Raw genomic sequence first — 19820 nt, 5'->3', positions numbered from 1 at the left:
GTTAAAAGACAATGCTCAGTGCCTTAATCTGGGTGCCGTTGTTAGGAGCAGTACTAATTGCATTTTATCCGGGCAAACTAGAGGCTTTTCATACCCGGACGCTAGCTTTGGCGATTGCCAGTAGCGTATTATTTCTGAATCTAGTTTTGGGATTTAGGTTCGATCCAACCAACCCCGACATTCAACTATCCGAATATCTTCCTTGGATTAGCTGGCTCGGTTTGAGCTACCATTTGGGAATTGATGGGCTGTCATTTCCTTTGATTTTCTTGAATAGCCTGCTGAGCTTAATTGCTATCTACAGCACGAGTCAGTCCATCCATCGACCCCGATTTTACTATTCTCTATTACTTCTCCTCAGTAGCGGCGTTGCTGGCGCTTTCTTGGCACAGGATTTACTGCTATTTTTCCTGTTCTACGAACTAGAAATTATTCCCTTATACTTCTTAATTGCCATTTGGGGAGGAGAACGCCGAGGCTATGCAGCGATGAAATTTCTTTTGTATACGGCGATTTCGGGTTTTTTGGTGCTAGTCTCTTTCTTAGGACTGGTATGGCTGACGGGAGCTTCTAGTTTTGATTATGCGCCGTTGCGATCGCATACTTTACCCGTAGGAACGCAACTCCTCTTACTCGCCCCACTTCTGGTTGGTTTAGCGATCAAGATTCCGATTTTCCCGTTCCATACTTGGCTGCCAGATGCTCACGTGGAGGCTTCTACTCCGGTTTCCGTGCTGTTAGCTGGGGTGTTGTTGAAGCTGGGAACCTATGGCTTGCTGAGGTTTGGCATGGGGTTATTTTTAGATGCTTGGGTGGTTTTAGCGCCCGCCATGGCAACTTTAGCTGTGATTAGTGCATTATATGGGGCTTCTTGCGCGATCGCTCAACAAGATATGAAAAAAGTGGTTGCCTACTCCTCCATTGCTCACATGGCGTATATTCTCTTAGCAGCGGCAGCTACTACTCGCCTCAGCATCACCGCCGCAATCTTCCAAATGGTCAGTCACGGTTTGATTTCTGCCTTGCTGTTTTTGTTGGTAGGGCTAGTGTATAAAAAAACTGGAAGCCGCGATGTTTATTTCTTAAAAGGGTTGCTCAACCCCGAACGAGGTTTGCCCATCGCTGGAAGTCTAATGATTTTGGGCGTGATGGCAAGTGCGGGAATTCCGGGAATGGCGGGATTTATTGCGGAATTTCTGGTTTTTAGAGGCAGTTTCCCCATTTTTCCCCTGCAAACTCTGCTCTGTCTGATTGGTAGCGGTTTGACGGCAGTTTATTTCTTGCTAATGGTTAACCGCGTCTTTTTTGGTCGTCTTACCCCAGAATTATCTCAATTACCGCAAGTTTTGTGGTCGGAACGGATGCCTGCGATCGTTCTCGCCTTATTTATCGTTATTTTAGGCGTTCAGCCAAATTGGATGGTGCGTTGGAGCGAACCCCAGGCAGGGATCTTGCTGACTGGTACTGAAGACGCGATCGCCACTCAGATAATCGGCAATAATAACAGTAATTGATAACAAAATCCGATTCCCATTCCTAAAATAAGAGCTTGTCATGGTTAGCACTCAACTAGAGCCATCCAAACATCCCCTAGCCAAATATATCTATCGCCTAGAGTCAGGAGAAGCCCTATTGAAAGACTCTCCTGAAAACGTCACCGAAGTGGTCGGCATTCTCAAAAGTTACGGGGTCGTGCTAGATGCCTATTCGCGCAATTTAATCTATATTGCCGAAAATCAGTTTTTGGTATTATTTCCTTTTTTCAAATACTTCAACGGAGAAATCACGTTTGCGAAGTTACTGCGTCATTGGTGGCACGATCGCATTAACTTCGAGTATGCCGAATACTGCATGAAAGTAATGTTCTGGCACGGCGGCGGCGGATTAGATGCCTATTGCGATACGCCAGCCTTTAGGAAAGCCGCAGAAAAAGTCATCCAAGCTAAATTCAAGGGCAATGTAGCGATGCTAGGACTACACAAAATCTTCCCGGAGTTTTTGCCCGAACAAATGCGACAGATGGCTTATTATAGCGGATTGGGGCAATTTTGGCGAGTGATGGCTGATATTTTCCTCAATCTATCAGATCGCTACGATCGCGGCGAAATTCAATCTATCTCGCAAGTAGTCCAACACATCTTGGATGGTTTAGTTGCCGCTGCCAATAAACCGATTACTTATCAAATTCAACTTAAAGGTCAGATTTACGATCTGATTCCCAAATCGGCGGGCTTAACATTTCTTCCCGATACGGCAGTTCCTTATGTAGAATCAGTATTCTTTAGGGGAACGCCCTTCCCCGGCACGATTTCTTACAATGCTCAAGCTTATCAAATTCCCTACGACCAAGAGATGTTTGCTTACGGGGCACTGTATGCCGATCCTTTGCCAACCGGAGGTGCAGGCATCCCACCAACCCTGCTAATGCAGGATATGCGTCATTTTCTACCGGAATATCTCCATGAAATCTACCGCCAGAGTTTCCGCAAAGAAGATGACTTATTGGTGCAAATTTGTCAAAGTTTCCAAAAGGCTATGTTTTGCGTAACGACAGCAGCCATTAAAGGATTGGCACCCTATCCATTAGATACTACCGATCCAGAAAAGAAAAAAGCCAATCGGGCTTATCTAGAAGGATGGATGAATCGCTTCAAGACTTCTCGGTTAGTAGACGTAAATAGCTAACAGGAGAGAAAAGTTGGAATAATAATAATTGAGTCGGGCGATCGCTTGATTTCTTATTTCGTCTTTTTCTACTTGTTTCCACAAGTTTGATAACTTAGAGAATTGATAGGATAGACTTCCCTGGTCTAAAAAGGAAAAAGCATGGCACTCATTGTCCAAAAATACGGTGGAACTTCCGTTGGTTCGGTCGATCGCATTCAAGCAGTAGCCCGACGGGTACAGCAAACCGTCCAAGGCGGCAACGCGGTTGTCGTTGTCGTTTCTGCAATGGGAAAAACCACCGATGGTTTGGTCAACTTAGCCAAGCAAATTTCCCCCAATCCCTGTCGCCGGGAGATGGACATGCTTCTCTCGACTGGGGAACAGGTATCCATCGCGCTGATGAGTATGGCATTGCAGGAATTGGGACAGCCTGCCATTTCGCTAACGGGTGCCCAAGTTGGCATCGTCACCGAAGCCGAATACAGTCGTGCCAGAATCTTAGAAATCAAGACAAAACGTCTTCAGCACCATCTCGAACAGGGAAAAGTCGTCGTCGTAGCTGGTTTTCAGGGCATTAGCAGCATTGACGACCTAGAAATCACGACCTTGGGACGCGGAGGATCGGACACGTCAGCCGTTGCTTTGGCTGCCGCGTTAAAAGCCAATCTGTGTGAAATATATACCGACGTTCCCGGCATTCTCACCACCGATCCTCGCATCGTACCGCAGGCGAAGTTAATGGACGAAATTACCTGCGACGAAATGCTGGAGTTAGCCAGCTTGGGCGCAAAAGTTCTCCATCCGAGGGCAGTTGAGATAGCAAAAAATTACGGCGTGCCCCTAGTCGTCCGTTCGAGTTGGAGTGACGAACCGGGAACGAAAGTTATCTCGCCCATACCAAAACCTCGCCCCTTAGTCGGATTAGAAATTACCAAGACAGTCGATGCAGTTGGATTCGACGCAGATCAGGCAAAAGTCGCGCTCCTGCGAGTGCCCGATCGCCCCGGCATCGCAGCGCGGTTATTTGGCGAAATTGCCCGTCAAAACGTCGATGTCGATCTCATCATCCAGTCAATTCACGAAGGCAATAGCAACGACATTGCCTTTACCGTCGTCAAAGACATGCTCGTCAAAGCCGAAGCCGTAGCAGAAGCGATCGCCCCCGCTTTGCGCTCCCATCTGACAAATTCTGAAGAAGCCGAAGTCATGGTAGAAAAACGCATTGCCAAAATTTCCATCGCGGGGGCAGGCATGATCGGCCGTCCGGGGATTGCCGCCCAGATGTTCAAAGCCTTAGCCGAGGCAAACGTCAATATTGAGATGATTTCGACTTCCGAGGTAAAAGTGAGTTGCGTCATTGCTGAAGACGAGTGCGATCGCGCTATTAAAGCCTTGTGCGAGGCCTTTGAGGTAGAAGATTCTCCCCTCCTCCCACCAACCGTCGTTACCGAATCTGCCGACTCTCCACCCGTGCGCGGAGTCGCCTTAGATACCAATCAAGCACAAATTGCGATTCGTTACGTGCCAAACCGTCCCGGCATGGCGGCGCAAATCTTTGGGGCGCTTGCCGAGAAAAATATCAGCGTAGACACGATTATTCAATCCCAGCGTTGTCGCATCATTAACGGCACCCCCGCCCGCGACATCGCTTTTACCGTCGCCCAGGCAGATGCAGAAGCCGCACGGATAGCCCTAGAAGCCCTAGCTGCCAGTACGGGTTGCGGCGAAGTTAAGGTAGATACTAATGTGGCTAAAGTTAGCATTGTCGGATCTGGAATGGCAGGACAGCCAGGGGTTGCGGCTCGATTTTTTGAATCTTTAGCCCAGCAGAACGTCAACATTCAAATGATTACTACCTCTGAAATTAAAATCAGTTGCGTAGTAACCAAAGAAGATGGCATTAAAGCCTTACAAGCCGTTCACGAAGCTTTTGGACTAGCAGGAAAAGATATCGTTGAAGTTCCCGCCTAATGGAAATTGTAATTTAGGTAGTGCGATCGTCTTGCTTGCGATTCTTAAACACGCGCTTTTCATTCCGGCTTGCACTCACAAATCCAACCCCGAACGGTTGTCTAAGTACCCGAACAAGTGCTACACCATAAAGATGTAATGTAGAATGCCGTGCTGAGCGATGAAAGACTTTTTTATCAATGTTTCCCGTTACCCGACCTATCTTCTGAGTCTGATTCTGGGAATTTTTATTGCTTTTTTTGACAGCTTAAAACCCTGGTTCAAAAATCCTGTAACGGCAATTGCAATCATAGGGATATTAGTAGGCGGATTTGCCTTTATCGCCTTCACGCTCAGAGCTATGCTAGGGTTATCCGCAGCTTAGCCAATCGCAACCTGAAAGATCGTTGGTTTTCCGAAACGAAAACCGAAAAATAACCGACAATAGACAAGGGATAATACCTAAAATTGCCCATAGTCAAAAAAAGGGGGCGAAAATTATGGCTGATAATCGTCGGGTTTCGCGCGTTTCTTCTCTAATCAAACGCGAAGTTAGCCAGATGTTGCTCAACGAGATCAAAGACGATCGCGTGGGTGCTGGTATGGTCAGCGTTACAGATGTCGATGTCTCTGGCGACCTGCAACATGCCAAAATATACGTCAGTATTTACGGCACAGAAGCGGCAAAAGCCGAGACGATGGCAGGATTGAAATCTTCTACTGCTTTTGTGCGCCGCGAACTCGGTCAGCGGATTAGACTGCGCCGAACGCCAGAAGTCGTGTTTGTCGAAGATCGTTCTCTAGAGCGAGGCGATCGCACCTTACATCTGTTAAACCAAATTCGCGACACTCATCGAGAAGAGGACGAGGAGATAGATAATCTTGAGCAAGAGGATTTAGGGTAACGCGCGCGACTAAAACGTGAAAAATTCAAAGTTCAAAGTTTGAGGTAATTTTGAATTTTGAACTCTAAACTTTGAACTATTATGCCTGACTGTTTACCCGATTGGACGCAACTCTCTCTCAAGGAACAGATCGGACAAATGGTAGTGGTACGTGCCTCTGGCTATTTGTTCGACCGACAAATTCGCTATCCCGCTTGGGAACCGCCTGCTGCTAAGTTACGCCATTGGTTGCAGACGTTAAACCTGGGCGGGGTCATATTATTAGGAGGTAGTGCTGTCGAAATTGCCCAGCGATCGCAACAGCTACAAAGTTGGGCGACGATTCCTTTATTCATCGGCGCGGATATCGAAGAAGGCGTCGGACAGCGCTTTGCAGGTGCGACATGGTTTCCGCCGCCGATGGCAATCGGAGCGATTGCCGATCGCGATCGCGATCGCGCCAAATATTATGCTACCCAAATGGGCGCAATTACCGCTCAAGAAGCGTTAGCGATCGGCATTAATTGGATCTATGCTCCCGTTGCCGATGTCAATAATAATCCCGATAATCCAGTCATCAATGTGCGTTCCTTTGGGGATACGCCTGAAGTAGTTGCTCAACTTATAACAGCTTTTATCGAAGGCGCAAAATCCTATCCCGTCCTCACCACTGCTAAACATTTTCCAGGACATGGGGACACTGCCACCGATTCCCATCTGGATTTACCCGTCCTGCCTCATGCTGCTTCCCGACTGGCAGAAGTGGAGTTACTCCCCTTTCAAAGCGCGATCGCGGCAGGGGTAGATAGCATTATGAGCGCTCACTTACTCATCCCTGCTTGGGACTCAGATCGCCCGGCAACCCTTTCTCAACCCATTCTTACAGGTCAATTGCGGCAACAGCTAGGGTTTGCCGGATTAATCGTCACCGATGCCTTGATTATGGGCGGCGTTGCTAACTATGCCTCGCCAGAAGACGTTGCCGTGATGGCAGTCGAAGCGGGGGCAGATATTCTGTTAATGCCTGGAGATCCTGAAGTTGCAATTGAAGCCGTCGATCGCGCAGTGCGATCGAGACGTTTGAGCGAAGCAAGAATTCACGAATCTATCGAAAGGATTTGGCAAGCGAAACGGAAAATTCTACGCAATAAGACAGAAAAAGAGGCTTTATTCTTTATTTCACAATTAGAACAACCTGCGGCAATTCAAACAGTCGATCGCATTCTACGAGAGTCGATGCAAATGGGCGGTTCCCTGCCGCTAAAACCTTCTAGCGAGGAGAAGGGAAGAAATTTAATCGTAGTTGACGATCTGCTCAATTGCGATTTTTTAGATCGCCATACGCCAGCAGTTACCATCCCCAAACAACTCGGTTACGAGTTGCAATTACTAGACCAAACCTCTCTAAATTTGGTTGGCGACGATCCTAGAAAAACGCTGCTACAAGTCTTTATTCGCGCTAATCCCTTCCGAGGAATTGCCGGATTAACGCCTCAAGCAAGGGGTTTTTATGAGCAATTGCTCCAGGGCGGTTCGATTCAAGGACTAATTATTTACGGCAGTCCTTATATTTTGGAGTGGTTTCGTTCTCAACTCCCGCCAGAATTACCTTGGATATTTTCCTACGCTCAGATAGATCGGGCACAAGCGATCGCAACTGAAGTTATGTTCGAGCCATCTAAGTTCTTTATATCTGTTACAAAAGACACATTTCAGTAAAATAAGGATTAAAACAATCAAAAGATTTAGCCTCTTATCATACTCACTTTTGAGGCTATTTTTTAGCTGTATATATCATTTTTCATTCATTAATGACAGAGATGGTCGATTGCCCTCACCCCCAACCCCTCTCCCGAATTGGGAGAGGGGAGAAGAATGTCGATCGCGAAAACATAAAAATTGGATTTCTTAAAATTTACAGAAGTACAAAAACTCGTCAATCGTTTAATGAGGATTTTGATGTAGTGCGAGCATCTTGCTCGCTTCTGCCTATGAGCTAGCAAAATACAAAGCGCCCCAAAGAGTGAAGGGCGAAGGAGCTTGCGCACTTACAAAGCGATCGGGTATTTATAAACCACAAGCGATCGTCGATCGCTGGTAGTTCTAGCGTTTGAGGTCGCTTAAACTCATATAGACCATCCAGCCAAAAAGACCGCCGAAAAGTAAGAAAAAGACTCCATATTCTCTAAATATACTTTCACTCCCATCGTCAATTTCGGAGTCTATTCCTAGCTTTCTCCAGATAGATTTAGTAATCCCATAAATATCGTGGCTCAAATTGCTGAAAATTGCGTTTTCTTGTTTATACAACTCTTCGCTCAGATAAGGCATAGAAATAGCTTGTGTTGGAGTCAAGCTACAGACAAATACTGAGGTAATAACAGCTAATCGTTTGAGCACAATCAATCGCGACCCAGTTAATTTATCTTTATCAGTTTATGCTCGATCGGTTTTACGAAGATTGGGGATTGGTCGGTTGTCCTTTGTCATTTGTCATTCGATGAAAGGATTTTGGCGAAGCCGCCGCACGCTTCTTGAACCTCTTCAAGGAGAAGGGCGGATTTTGGATTGAGGATTGTTAGTAGTTAGTAGTTAATTCTCTCCCAGTTCCCCCGTCTCCTCCTCTTCCTGTCTCCTCACACTCCACACTCCCCACACTCTCTATTTGTCTTTCTAACGACGGAGAGCAGCTTGCATTTGCGATCGCACTAAGCTAGCCCAAAGCTCGAAATTAAACTCGCGATCGAGAGGATCGATTGAATTTAGAGTTTTCGGCTGCGAACAATTTCTTTTGACCCGAAAAACTGAATTTTTGCTAGAAAAACTGATTTTTTTGTCAAAATTGTTCATAATGAAAACCTTTTTTAAAAAAAATTAAAACAATCTGAATTTGAGACAAAAAACATTTTCTCTCTTTCTCTCGTCAACAGAGCGCCTTAGAAAAAATTCTTATTGTGCGCAAATCCCTCCAATTCCAACTTGGTTTTTAGAGCGCTCAATTGTTTCCAAAGAATGTTAATGTTTTGATAGCCTTGTTCGGCAGCGATTTTTCCGACTGTTTCTAGGTTACAGATATAGCCAACCCCCTGCGAAAATTCCCCACAGTTAGCGTTAAAAATCAGGTGTTTTGGTTCGATCTCGCTTCGGTAGCACGAGTAGAAAGACAAAAAATCTCGCTCGATCGTTGATGCCCTCCGTTTATTGCTCTTATCAGCATACTCTTTCGCTTTCGCTATGACTTCTGTCTGCCGTATGAGCAAATCTTAAGTTGGTTTGTTATCTTCTATACCAGTAGAGAAACGAACTAAGCGATGCCCGTACCCATTCTATAAACGATAGCGACTGAGAGGTTTCCTAACCATCAAAGTTTAGGTTGGTTTTTTAGAGGTTTGCAGTGGAAGTAAACACGCTAGTTCAGAGACTAAAACACTTTCAGAAGAACTTATACGAACTGTATCAAGAGAGCAAAGCCCCAGTACAAAAACAACCCGATCGATTGCTACCAGCCGTTTACAAAGAACTCGGTACAGCCTCGGAAGCCCTACAGGTAGCTGTAGATGAACTAATCGCACAAACTGAGAAGTTAGCAGCGATACAAATGCAGTTGGAAACAGAACGTCAAAACCACAAAAACTTGTTCGACTTCTTGTCCGAAGCTCACTTAGTAACCGATCCCCGTGGCAAGATTTTGCAAGCTAACCAGGCAGCGGCAGATCTACTGAAGGCTGAGTTACGGTTTTTGCTAGGCAAACCGCTAGACATCTTCTTTACCCCACAAGAGCGGCAGACATTTCCTGCTAAACTAAGCCAGGTACGCCAATGCGATCGCGCTCAAAAATGGAGAGTTGACTTGCAGCCTCGTAATGGCGAAACCATGCCAGTGTCTCTGACTGTCGCTCCCAGCCGCGATGCTTCTGGCAAGCTAATCGCACTCAACTGGAACTTGTGCGAGATCGCCAAAAAACATGCGGGGATCGAGCCACAATTAGGTATTAGCCAAGATTTAAGCCAGTCCCGCCCCAAGCACGTTTATCAGCGAGGAGAAATTATTCCCCTAGAACCCACTAAGCTTTGGTTAGTCTGCCAGGGATGGGTAAAGCTGAGTACAACCTGTGAAAGCGGCGATGAAGTCATTGTCGGACTGGCAGGACGGGATATGTCTTTTGGCTCTAGTATGACCTCTCTATCTACTTATCAAGCAATAGCCCTCTCAGAGGAAGTTCAGTTAGTGGCTATTTCCCTAAGCGAGATAGACAATTCTCCTCGTCTCAAAGAAATTATTTTCTCTCAAATTGCCCAGCGATTGCGTCTGACAGAATCTCTTTTAGCTATTTCTGGAGTGCGACAAGTTGAAGAGCGCGTTTACCATTTTCTGTTGTGGTTGAAACAGCATTTTGGTCAAAAAGTACCACAAGGCGATCGCTTGAGCGTTCGTCTTACCCATCAGGAACTTGCTAATGCTTGCAGCACTACCAGAGTAACGATTACTAGAGTGTTAGGCAAGTTAAAAAAACAGGGCAAAATTACTTATGACTCAAAGCACCACATAATTTTTACCAACGCCAGCTAGCAGCTACCCAGCAACGGCTAAAACAATAGGAAAAAAGGTATTGTCTAGCCAAGAACAATACCTTCTTTTCTTCTGCTAGTTGTTCCCTAACCAAAAGCAGCTTATTTCAAAAAAAATGTTTTTCCTATCCGTCTTTGGAAATAAAAATTAAAAGTACGAGCTCGCATGGATTATTGGTCTAATCTAAGAGAAAATACGATCGCTCTGTCCGGGATATTAAGTAAACTTGTTACTAGCTATACACAAGTTCTCTCGTCTATCGGGAAGAAGCTTTTAGCGATAGACTTTGATATTTCTAGAGAAGCTCTTATAAGCCACCTGAATTTGATTTTTTTTCGTGTCCGAGTTGACAAAACAAAAAAATTTAGAATGTATAGTCCTCAAGGAATTGTGTCCCAATTGTTATTCCTCGGAGGTAGTCTAGATTAGACTTCTTGCTTTTATTTGGGGAAGGAGGAAAGGGAAAAGGGGAAGGGATTAATTTTCCCTTTTAAGAAGCATTTGAATAAAATTTTTGATTGATGCAAGAGGTCTATTGAATACGAAAAAAACAAAATTTTTGGGTTTCAATGTAGGCAATGCAGGTGGAAAACTATCCATACATCTGAGGAGTTTATGAAAATATCTGCTTGTTGAAGTAGGATGAGAGCGGAAACTGACGGGGTGATAACCCCGTGAAAAACAAAATATAGTTTTTGTCACGCCCACCTGGTTGAGTGACAAAACTCAAATCGCCCTCACCCCAACCCCTCTAACTATTTGGGAGAGGGGAGAAAAATGTCTATCATGACTAATGAAAATTGGTATAAGTCTCAGAGTTTCAAAGCCTCATCAATTCGCGCTCTAAGGTTGGTTACGACTTCCTCGATCGCAATTTCTTGGGATTGCTTGTTAGCACGTTCTACCAATTCGACTTTGCCTTGTTTAATGGCGCGTCCGGTGACGATACGATAGGGAATTCCAATCAAATCGGCATCTTTAAATTTAACGCCCGCTCGTTCGTCGCGATCGTCCAAGAGAGTCTCTATGCCAGCGAGATTTAACTCGTTATAGAGTTTCTCGGCGACTTCCACCTGCTCGCGATCGTTGATATTGGGAATAACGACGATCGCGTGATAGGGTGCGATCGCAACGGGCCAAATAATCCCATCTTTATCGTAGGATTGCTCGACGGCAGCTTGTGCCAAGCGGGAAACGCCGATCCCATAGCATCCCATCACTAAAGGCAATTCCTCGCCCTGTTCGTTAGTATAAGTCGCGCCCATGGCTTGAGAATATTTTGTTCCCAACTGAAAGATATGTCCGACTTCGATTCCTCTCGTACTTTGAAGAATTTGAGAAGGATCGTGAATGGCGCGATCGCCCGGACGAGCTTTTCTGATATCTACCATCAACTCTGGTAACTGAAATTCCTTGCCCCAGTTCGCCCCGACGACGTGATAGCCAAATTCATTGGCACCGGTGACGAAATTTTTGAGATCGACGACGGTTTTATCTGCCAAACGCAGAAATTCAGAGATAACATCCTTAACCGAACTAATATAATCGTCGGGCAGATCGGGAGCAATATAGCCTAACGGTAAAGGTTTAGCCGCCCATTTTTGTTGCGCCGACTCATCCGGAACTCTCAGCGCCAACAATGTTTTCGCTTGATACCGAGGCGCTAACCGGACTAATTCATTCTGTAGCTTCACCTCATTGACATCCTGGTCGCCTCGGATGTGGACTAACGCCAGCACCAGCGTACCATTGTCATAAAGCGCTTCATAAAGTACGTTTTTGACAACTGCCGTAGTCGAACACTTAAGGAACTTAGCCAGCTTTTCAATCGTCTCCGTTCCCGGCGTTTCCAGCTTTTCATATTTTTTGAACGGCGAAGGTTCAACTTCTGGGGGAAGAGAAATGGCTTTTTCTACGTTTGCCGAATACTTGCCATCTTCGGTGTAGAGGACTTCATCTTCGCCCGCATCTGCCAACACCATAAATTCTTGAGAAGCCGAACCGCCGATCGCGCCAGAATCCGCTTCAACGGCTCTAAAGGCAAGCCCGCAGCGACGGAAAATCTTGCAGTAAGCCCTATCCATGTCCTGATAAATCGCTCTCAAGCTTTCCTCGTCCGCACTGAAGGAGTAAGCATCTTTCATAATGAATTCCCGTCCTCGCATCAATCCAAAACGAGGACGAATTTCATCTCTAAACTTTGTTTGAATTTGGTAGAGATTGAGCGGCAGTTGGCGGTAAGAGCGAATCATTTCTTTGGCAATGGTCGTAATGACCTCTTCATGGGTCGGTCCCAGTCCTAATTCCCGTTCTTGTCTGTCGGTGAGGGCAAACATGATCCCTTCTGCTTTGGTATAAGTATCCCAGCGTCCCGATTCTCTCCACAAATCCGAGGGTTGCAGTTGCGGCAGCAAGCATTCCTGTGCGCCCGTAGCGTTCATTTCTTCTCGCACGATTTGGGAGATTTTTTGCAAAACTCGCCACATCAGGGGTAAGTAGGCATAAATCCCACTACCAATGCGACGAATATACCCCGCCCGCACTAGAAGTTTATGACTTGGAATTTCTGCTTCTGCTGGTTCTTCTCGCAGCGTGACAAAAAGCATCTGAGATAGTCGCATTATTTGTTCCCTCGCGCTTACCAAACGATTATTATCCTATCCGCTCAGATAGTGAGTTGTTATACCTTTTTTCATTCATTAATGACACAGATAGTCGATCGCCCTCACCCCCAACCCCTCTNCCTATTTGGGAGAGGGGAGAAGAATGTCGATCGCGAAAACCTGAAAATTGGTATTAGTCGATAGTCGATAGTGCCTGTCTACCGGCGATCGACCAACTTTCACTATCTTAAATGCAAGTAGCCCTAGGTACGATGTTTAACTTTACACGGATGGACGACAGTTCGATAGCGTGGCATACAAGTTGACTACCTTGCCGATAACCGCGATCGCGGGAGCTTCAAAGCGAGTTTCTTCGACTTGTCGGACAATCGTTGTCAAAGTGCCGACCAATTCTTCTTGTTCTGGTAGGGTTCCCCAGCGCACTAGAGCAATCGGCGTATCCGGACGCAACCCGCCCTCGATTAGTCTGGGTACGATGTTGGCGAGGTTGTGAATGCCCATGTAAATAACGATTGTTTCAGACCCTTGAGCGATCGCTCCCCAATTGACTTGAGGGCGATATTTGCCCGCCGCTTCGTGTCCGGTAACAAAGGTCACCGAGGAACTGTGCCCGCGATGGGTTAAGGGAATGCCTGCATAGGCGGGAGCAGCAATTCCAGAAGTCATCCCAGGCACGACTTCTACGGGGACTCCCGCTTTTACCAAGTCTTCCATTTCTTCGCCGCCACGACCGAAGACAAACGGATCGCCACCTTTAAGCCTAACTACGACGGCATTGGTTCGTGCCTTTTCAATTAAAATCCGCGTCGTTTCCGACTGTAATTTGGAGTGACGACCCCGCCGTTTTCCCGCGTCAATGCGTTCTGCTCGATCGCCAATCATTGCCAGGATGGGAGGACTGACGAGAGCATCATAAACAACTACATCGGCGTGTTCTAGGAGTTGCTTGCCTTTAAGGGTCATCAACCCCGGATCTCCCGGTCCCGCGCCTACTAAATACACTTTTCCTAAATACTGTTGCGTTTCTACTCGCGCCATTCGTCGATCTCTTCAATAATTAAATCTGCCAATTCTGCCGTTGCTCCTAGCGGTTCTCCCAAAAGTAGTTTGAGCTTAGGAAAAGCTTGCTTGAGTTGTTGGATTTGTTGGGCGATCGCGTCTGTAATTCCTCCAGAAAATAGAAAGTAAGGTAAAATAGCGATGCTTTGCTCGCCCGATCGCGCTAAAGTCTCGATTCGTTCGGCTAAAGTCGGCGACACCGACCAATAGGCAGGAATGGCACCCAGTCGAGAGGCAATTTCCTGACAGGGTTGGTTTCCTCCCGGACGACGACTGCCATGGGACAATAAAATTCTCGCTTGAGCGGGTAGTCGTTCTAGTTGTTGTGTTAGTAGGTTGGCTAACCTCGGATAGCTTCCTAAATAAGGGCGTAATTCTACCCGTACCGATTCTCCTAACGCTCGTTGGGCGATCGCAACTTCTCTGGGAATATCTTCTTTGACGTGAACCCCAGCTAGTAAAAAAAGAGGCAAGATTTCTAGTCGGTTCAATCCTGCTTCTCGTGCTTTTTGGGCAACTCGTTCGATCGTTGCGTGTAAGGGAGCGGGTGCTGCTTCCAAACAAGCTGTATCGATTAGCGATAGTGCGGGTTGGTTCGAGACTGCCGCAGATCCCTCTATTTCTAGCTTAAGATCCCTTGACTGGGCGATCGCTGGTTTCCTTTGACGCAACCGAGAAGCCAATTGCCTTAAGGCAATCTGAGAACGAGGATCGCGACTGCCGTGAGATACTAAAAGATGAGCGGATGCTACTTGCAAGGTTTCTTAAGAAAAGCTTAAGGTCGAGCTGATTACATTGTAAAAGATGTTGATTCTATCTTAACTAACGGTATTGCCATAATCGCTCTTGCCAAAATCTTTGATTGTATCCTTGGGGTGATTTCTTCAAACTAGCTAGGTTGCTACGATCGCGATTGAAGTATGGAGGAGAGCTATGCTACTGCAAGATAAGCAAACCGGAGAGTTGGTAGAAATTCTCGATATCGAGGCTTTAGTCAATCCGGTTGAAACTAAGATTCAAGGAAGCCTGCAAGCTGGCCAAGAAGAACAGCCCCCCGAAGCGATCGCTAAAGACAGATTGGTTTTTCCTTCTGGCGAAAACTTACCGCGTTGCTGGATCGATGCCAATTATCGGACAAGCCTTTGACTAAGAAATTTACTCTTTTTGGATCTGGGGATGGCTAATTCGCTTCCAGCGATTGATGAGAGGCTCCCAGAGAGCATGAGGTAGATTGGGGCGAAGATAGCCAAAAGTCCAAAAAAGACGATAGATAGGCGATCGCGCGAGCCAGTGCCATTCCCTGCCATTTTTTAGGATAAAATGGGCATCTTTGACAACAGACCCGTACCAGGTCTCGATCGCAACGCGCAAGGTCATTTTTTTCCCATAAAGCCGATTAGTGGCGAGAGCCTCTCGATAAGTTCTTTGATAGACTTTGAAAAGTGGCTCGTTGTGGGAGTGATAGACGGCGGCTTCGGGTTTGTAAACAATTTGGTAACCCAGTCCTAACATGGCTCGCGCCCACTCTCGATCTTCGCTTCCAGTCAAGGTTTCATCAAATGGACGCTCCTGCCAACACCGATAGCGAATGGCGGAGTTGGCATTAGAAAAGTCATGCTCGTACCATTTGTCAAGTCTTGTTTGCAAGCGCAGGCGATCGCCATAAAATTCTAGATAATCTCGTCGAACTGGCGGCCAAGCATCGGGTTGTGGCACTTGTTTTCCATAGGTGCCTGCGACTTTCGGATCGTCAAAGGGCTTGACTAAATTTTCCAACCAATAGCGATCGCAAGGAAAGGCATGAGCGCTCAGCGAAACAACGACTTCTCCTCTAGCCGCTTGAAAGCCAATATTTAACGAACGACCGAAGGTAAATTCTTCGGGCGCTATCTGAATTAAATTAATATCGCTGTGCTGCTTGACAATTTCAACCGTTCTATCGGTAGAACCCGAATCGACAACAATAATTTCAATCGGCTGCCAAGATTGGTTTCGGATTAATTCTAAAGCTTTTGAAATATCTCTGGCTTCATTTTTAGTTCGTATCAATACACTGACTGTAGTTCCCATAACAATTTCTCGCCAGACTTTTCATGCCAAAACTATCACAGCGATCGCTTCTAGTCCAACATATCGGCAAGTTTTCTTTGCATAACTTGTGGGAATTTATGCGGATATTTTAAGACATATACAATTCGGATCCAATTCTCTTGTAAAAACAACTTGAGTTGGGCAGACAAAGGTAGATATCGGCGATAATATCTATATAATTTGATAATTCGTTGGTTGGTTTTGCCAGCTTTTAAATCCTCAAAAGTCTTTGTTCCTTCCAATCTTCTGTGATTGCCCCAAGTTTCATCGACATAGCAAAGATTGGCAACTCGAACGGCTCTAAGAATAAAATCTAAATCCATTGAATAATGATCGTCAACGTTATAATATCCAACTCTCTGGTGGAGCGAAGCATGATAAAAATAAGCGGCTGGATTGTAGGGATAGGGGTTTCTATCTGGGTATATTAATAGGTCATACAAACTCAATTTAGCTGGCTGATTAAATTCTATTAACTCGCCTGATTCTCCTATCACCTTACAATTACCAGCTAGAAAGCTGGGTTCTGGCAAGGTTTTAAAAATTTCCAAGACTCGGTTGAGAACGTTCGGCTCATAAAAATCATCAACATTTAAAAATCCTACGATCTCCCCCATTGCCAAATTAATCCCCTTATTCATTGCATCCGACTGCCCTCTATCTTTTTCAGAAATCCAACGGATGTGTGGATATTTTTGGGCATATTCTTGAATAATTTCAACGGTGCGATCGCTCGATCCGCCATCGACAATGATATGCTCGACATCCGGGCAATTTTGGTCGATGACCGCTTTAATACAAGATTCGATGAATCGCTCGCCGTTGTAAACGGGCGTGATGATGCTAATCATGGGCAGCTAACGTTTTGGCTTTTGACAACAGAATCTGCTCGTATAAGTCGATATAGCGCCTGATTTGTAGATCGAGGGAATATTCTGCCAGCGCGATCGCGCGACATTCCCGACTCATGCGATCGCGTAAACTATTATCCTCTAAAAGTTGCAAAATTCCATTGCCGAGATCGCTGGCATTTCCAGGTTCGGCTAGATACCCCGTAATCCCGGGTCTAACCAAGTCGGGAACGCCGCCTATTTTAAATGAAACCATTGGAGTTCCGCAACTCATACTTTCTTGTAACATCAGAGGGAGATTGTCGGCGCGAGTTGGGAAGATAAATAAGTCGGCGGCACAATAGGCGATCGCTTTGAAGCGAGCGTGACTGACATAGCCGAGATTGAGGGTTTCCATGCCAACAACTTCTGAAATCGCTTCACTGCTGTTGCCGATAGTAAGCAACATGGTTTCGGTTTTTACAGAGGCTGGCAAGCTAGAAAGGGCTTGCAGTAAAATATTGCTGCCTTTGCGGGGATCTTTGATACTATCAGCCCCGAACATCAAAACTTTTTTGCCCGTTGGGATGCCTAAAAGCTCTTTACAGATTGCCGGATCGCGAGGCTGATAAGCATCTACGTCGATTCCGTTGGGGATGTGATGAATGGGGAAGCGATTGAGCATACTCAGCTTGGCTAATCCGGCAAGCCAGCGACTGGGGGTTACGACGGTCAGATCGGAGCGACGATAAACCCAGTCTTTTAGCTTCCACACCAAGCGAGTATTGTCTTTTTTAATGGCTGGATAGATATGGGGATAAGGACATCGACCGCAGCCGATTTTCCAGCGATCGCAGTCGTAGCTGTAGCTGCAATGTCCCGTAAAACTCCACATATCGTGGAGAGTAAAAACAGCGGGCTTGTTTTGTGTCAATAAGGGAATTGCTAAGTAGTTAAACGTTCCTCCGTGAAGGTTATGAAAGTTGAGGAGATCGGCATTTTGATAAAACTCGTGTTTGAGAATATCAAAAGCGCCAACGTACTGAACATAGTTGAATCCGAGAGGCCGCGTAATCGAGGCGATAGGATTTTCTAGGCGATGCTTGCGAGGGATTGTCGCGACGCGATCGCTTTTACTTTGACTTCTTCCCACTAGCAGGCGCGAGTCAATGCCGCGATCGAGTAAGCCTCGATGAAGAGAATAGTTCGCGATCGCAGCGCCCCCAGAAAGATCTGATTGGTTAATATGTAAAACCTTCAGCATATTAATGAAGCATAAATTAACTCCATCTGTCGCGCCACGTTCTGCCAAGATAGTTCGATTGCTCTGAGCCGAGCCGCTCTTGCCATCTCTTGACAAATGTTAGGGCTATTGTACAAGTCTAAGATGGTTTTTACACACAGTTCTACATTATTATCCGAAATGAGAATTGCTTCTTTGCCGGGAAGGTAAGCTCGAATTGAAGTCAAATCTGTAGAGATTATCGGCAAACCACAAGCCATACCCTCTAAAATAGCATTGTTAGCAGTCGCGCCAAGTAGCGGTAGGAATAATACGTCAGACTGCTGATAGAGTCTCAGCAAATGGGTATCGTCGATATCTTTGTAGATATAAATATTTTTCTGTTCGGGCAAGGCAGAAACTTTTGGGGAGACAATGTGAAATTCGATATCTGCATGAGTTTGTAACCGATCTGCCACAGCTAAAACACGATCGTAATCCCGAAGCCAAGAACCAACGCTAAGACAGCGAAACTTGTCCGTTTTTTGCGATTCAGTGGCGGGATGAAAATAATCTACATCTACGCCATGTAAGACGAGTGAGATTTTATGTTTTGGCAAATATTGCTCGAAGTAAGCAGTTTGGTCTGGAGAAATGACAATAACGCGATCGAGACGGCGAACGATATCGACATTTAAGAGAAACTCTAAATCTTGGGGCGGTTGGTGAAAAGTTGCGACAATCGATGCTTTCTTTCTTAAAAATTTTAATTGACGCGTTAAAGATGGTAAATACTGTAAAGAGTGTTCGCCATCGAGATAATGAACTATGTCGGCACGACCTCGCAGCCACTGACCTAGCGCAACCGTTTCTGCCATCAAATCGTTGAGTTCGTACTCTCGAACTCCATTTTTCTTAATCCAACGCCTGAGACGCTTTTTTATTCTAGGGCTAGAGATGGGAAAATTACTTTCTCCCATCGGCACGACGCGATCGTCTATTTTAAATTTTTCTGGATCGATATACTCAACAAACCTATTGATTCCCGTGTATTTTCCCCAATGGGGATAATGAGTACGAATTAGGTGTACGCCGCATTGATGCATTTTGCGTTTGGAATTTATAAACGGCTTTTTGCTCGCTTCGACAACACCACAGACGGTTCGACTTGGACAGCGACTTTTTCTAAGGGCAGCGTGCGCCGAGTACCTTTTTTGGCATTGACTTGATAAACTTTGTTGTTGGTGATATCTAAGCCAGTTAACCAACCGCTGTTTGGATGGTAAGCTCCTGTATCGATATCCAGCCACCCCGCACCGGAAACCAGTTGACCGGGTTTAACGCCTGGAAAGGTAAAGGTAATAGTATGCCCGGTAATAATGAGCTTATCGGCAAAATAAGGCTGCGTCATGCTGTGAAATTCATCTCGAATCCAACAAAAATGATCGGCTGTTTGGGTTTCAATCGGCATCTGGGGATGAACTCCAGCATGAACTAACCAAATATCTCCTAAATCCAGATAGGTGGGCAGGGTTTTCATCCAATCGAGATGATCTTGGGGAATGTTATTGTCGTAGCTGACCAAGGTAGCATAGCCGCCGCTATAGAGCCAAGCTTGGAACACATTCTTGACAATCTGACCGTTCCCCACCGCATCGAGTAGCAATTGCTCGTGGTTTCCTAGCAAACACTTGTATTTGTTGGCGAGAACCAAGTCTACTACCTTGGCACTGTGAGGTCCTCGGTCGATCAAGTCTCCTAAAAAGTATACCTGGTCGTCGCTTGCGGGAGCGATCGCGTCTAGCAAGGAGATAAGCGCGTTGTAATGTCCGTGAACGTCACCTATAACAATTCGGCGATGGGTCATTGCTTCCTATCGGAATCGGAGTATTTGTATAAGGCTTCCCAAACTTGGCGGGAAAA

At 45.9% G+C, this 19820-nt stretch carries 20 protein-coding genes; 9 read left to right on the top strand and 11 right to left on the bottom strand.

Features of this window, described 5'->3' with window-relative positions:
* The first annotated feature begins 11 nt into the window (after window positions 1–11).
* From NIES593_RS18215 to NIES593_RS23695, 7 genes are all read left to right on the top strand, one after another.
* Window positions 12–1514, top strand: a complete 1503-nt coding sequence (locus NIES593_RS18215; RefSeq protein ID WP_073600929.1) for an NADH-quinone oxidoreductase subunit M — start codon at window positions 12–14, stop codon at window positions 1512–1514.
* A 40-nt stretch (window positions 1515–1554) separates the two neighbouring features.
* The gene (locus NIES593_RS18210; protein ID WP_073600928.1) at window positions 1555–2685 is read left to right on the top strand and encodes a CO2 hydration protein; all 1131 of its coding nucleotides are present in this window, start codon (window positions 1555–1557) and stop codon (window positions 2683–2685) included.
* Between the two features lie 141 nt (window positions 2686–2826).
* Window positions 2827–4638 (top strand): aspartate kinase, encoded by a 1812-nt coding sequence (locus NIES593_RS18205; RefSeq protein ID WP_073600927.1) that lies wholly within the window; start codon window positions 2827–2829, stop codon window positions 4636–4638.
* A gap of 160 nt (window positions 4639–4798) precedes the next feature.
* Complete coding sequence (locus NIES593_RS18200; RefSeq protein WP_073600926.1) at window positions 4799–5002, top strand: DUF751 family protein; 204 nt, start codon at window positions 4799–4801, stop codon at window positions 5000–5002.
* Between the two features lie 115 nt (window positions 5003–5117).
* Window positions 5118–5522 (top strand): 30S ribosome-binding factor RbfA, encoded by a 405-nt coding sequence (rbfA, locus tag NIES593_RS18195; RefSeq protein WP_015142074.1) that lies wholly within the window; start codon window positions 5118–5120, stop codon window positions 5520–5522.
* A gap of 81 nt (window positions 5523–5603) precedes the next feature.
* Window positions 5604–7220 (top strand): glycoside hydrolase family 3 protein, encoded by a 1617-nt coding sequence (locus NIES593_RS18190; protein ID WP_073600925.1) that lies wholly within the window; start codon window positions 5604–5606, stop codon window positions 7218–7220.
* A gap of 92 nt (window positions 7221–7312) precedes the next feature.
* Window positions 7313–7501 carry a hypothetical protein gene (locus NIES593_RS23695; protein ID WP_139253742.1) on the top strand — a complete coding sequence of 63 codons (189 nt, stop codon included), beginning with the start codon at window positions 7313–7315 and terminating at the stop codon, window positions 7499–7501.
* A 103-nt stretch (window positions 7502–7604) separates the two neighbouring features.
* On the opposite strand, the gene NIES593_RS18185 is transcribed toward NIES593_RS23695, so the two are convergent.
* From NIES593_RS18185 to NIES593_RS25820, 3 genes are all read right to left on the bottom strand, one after another.
* Window positions 7605–7901: a hypothetical protein gene (locus NIES593_RS18185; RefSeq protein WP_217651965.1), complete on the bottom strand. Its 297-nt coding sequence runs from the start codon at window positions 7899–7901 to the stop codon at window positions 7605–7607.
* A 273-nt stretch (window positions 7902–8174) separates the two neighbouring features.
* Window positions 8175–8351 carry a hypothetical protein gene (locus tag NIES593_RS24305; protein WP_175561172.1) on the bottom strand — a complete coding sequence of 59 codons (177 nt, stop codon included), beginning with the start codon at window positions 8349–8351 and terminating at the stop codon, window positions 8175–8177.
* Between the two features lie 86 nt (window positions 8352–8437).
* On the bottom strand, window positions 8438–8668 hold the full coding sequence (locus NIES593_RS25820; RefSeq protein ID WP_425432549.1) for a DUF7219 family protein: 231 nt from the start codon (window positions 8666–8668) through the stop codon (window positions 8438–8440).
* 227 nt (window positions 8669–8895) lie between these two features.
* Here NIES593_RS25820 and NIES593_RS18175 point away from each other — a divergent pair, with 227 nt between their 5' ends.
* The gene (locus NIES593_RS18175) at window positions 8896–10071 is read left to right on the top strand and encodes a helix-turn-helix domain-containing protein (RefSeq protein ID WP_073600924.1); all 1176 of its coding nucleotides are present in this window, start codon (window positions 8896–8898) and stop codon (window positions 10069–10071) included.
* Between the two features lie 812 nt (window positions 10072–10883).
* Here NIES593_RS18175 and proS read toward each other — a convergent pair.
* From proS to NIES593_RS18155, 3 genes are all read right to left on the bottom strand, one after another.
* A complete protein-coding gene (gene proS, locus NIES593_RS18165; protein ID WP_073600922.1) occupies window positions 10884–12692 on the bottom strand; it encodes a proline--tRNA ligase in 1809 nt (602 codons plus the stop codon).
* A 264-nt stretch (window positions 12693–12956) separates the two neighbouring features.
* Window positions 12957–13733: a uroporphyrinogen-III C-methyltransferase gene (gene cobA / locus NIES593_RS18160; protein WP_073600921.1), complete on the bottom strand. Its 777-nt coding sequence runs from the start codon at window positions 13731–13733 to the stop codon at window positions 12957–12959.
* Entirely contained in the window at window positions 13721–14512 is a 792-nt protein-coding gene (locus tag NIES593_RS18155; RefSeq protein ID WP_073600920.1) for a sirohydrochlorin chelatase, read from the bottom strand. The genes cobA and NIES593_RS18155 overlap by 13 nt, the downstream gene beginning before the upstream one ends.
* 175 nt (window positions 14513–14687) lie before the next feature.
* Here NIES593_RS18155 and NIES593_RS18150 point away from each other — a divergent pair, with 175 nt between their 5' ends.
* Window positions 14688–14900, top strand: a complete 213-nt coding sequence (locus tag NIES593_RS18150; protein WP_073600919.1) for an acetyltransferase — start codon at window positions 14688–14690, stop codon at window positions 14898–14900.
* Between the two features lie 9 nt (window positions 14901–14909).
* Here the strand turns inward: NIES593_RS18150 and NIES593_RS18145 are convergent, their stop codons facing one another.
* The 5 genes from NIES593_RS18145 to NIES593_RS18125 are packed head-to-tail and all read right to left on the bottom strand — an operon-like array spanning window position 14910 to window position 19764.
* Window positions 14910–15824, bottom strand: coding sequence for a glycosyltransferase family 2 protein (locus NIES593_RS18145; protein WP_073600918.1), 915 nt, complete (start codon window positions 15822–15824; stop codon window positions 14910–14912).
* A gap of 50 nt (window positions 15825–15874) precedes the next feature.
* Window positions 15875–16696, bottom strand: a complete 822-nt coding sequence (locus tag NIES593_RS18140; RefSeq protein WP_073600917.1) for a glycosyltransferase family 2 protein — start codon at window positions 16694–16696, stop codon at window positions 15875–15877.
* Window positions 16689–17936, bottom strand: coding sequence for a glycosyltransferase family 4 protein (locus NIES593_RS18135; protein WP_073600955.1), 1248 nt, complete (start codon window positions 17934–17936; stop codon window positions 16689–16691). Before NIES593_RS18135 ends, NIES593_RS18140 begins: the two co-directional genes overlap by 8 nt.
* Window positions 17933–19003 carry a glycosyltransferase family 4 protein gene (locus NIES593_RS18130; protein ID WP_073600916.1) on the bottom strand — a complete coding sequence of 357 codons (1071 nt, stop codon included), beginning with the start codon at window positions 19001–19003 and terminating at the stop codon, window positions 17933–17935. Before NIES593_RS18130 ends, NIES593_RS18135 begins: the two co-directional genes overlap by 4 nt.
* Window positions 19004–19017: 14 nt before the next feature.
* Window positions 19018–19764: a metallophosphoesterase family protein gene (locus NIES593_RS18125; protein WP_073600915.1), complete on the bottom strand. Its 747-nt coding sequence runs from the start codon at window positions 19762–19764 to the stop codon at window positions 19018–19020.
* Window positions 19765–19820: the final 56 nt, after the last annotated feature.

Source organism: Hydrococcus rivularis NIES-593 (assembly GCF_001904635.1).
GTDB classification, from domain to species: Bacteria; Cyanobacteriota; Cyanobacteriia; order Cyanobacteriales; family Microcystaceae; genus Hydrococcus; species Hydrococcus rivularis.
The sequence above is the reverse complement of the archived record's forward strand: the minus strand, read 5'-3'. Positions and strand labels throughout refer to the sequence as shown.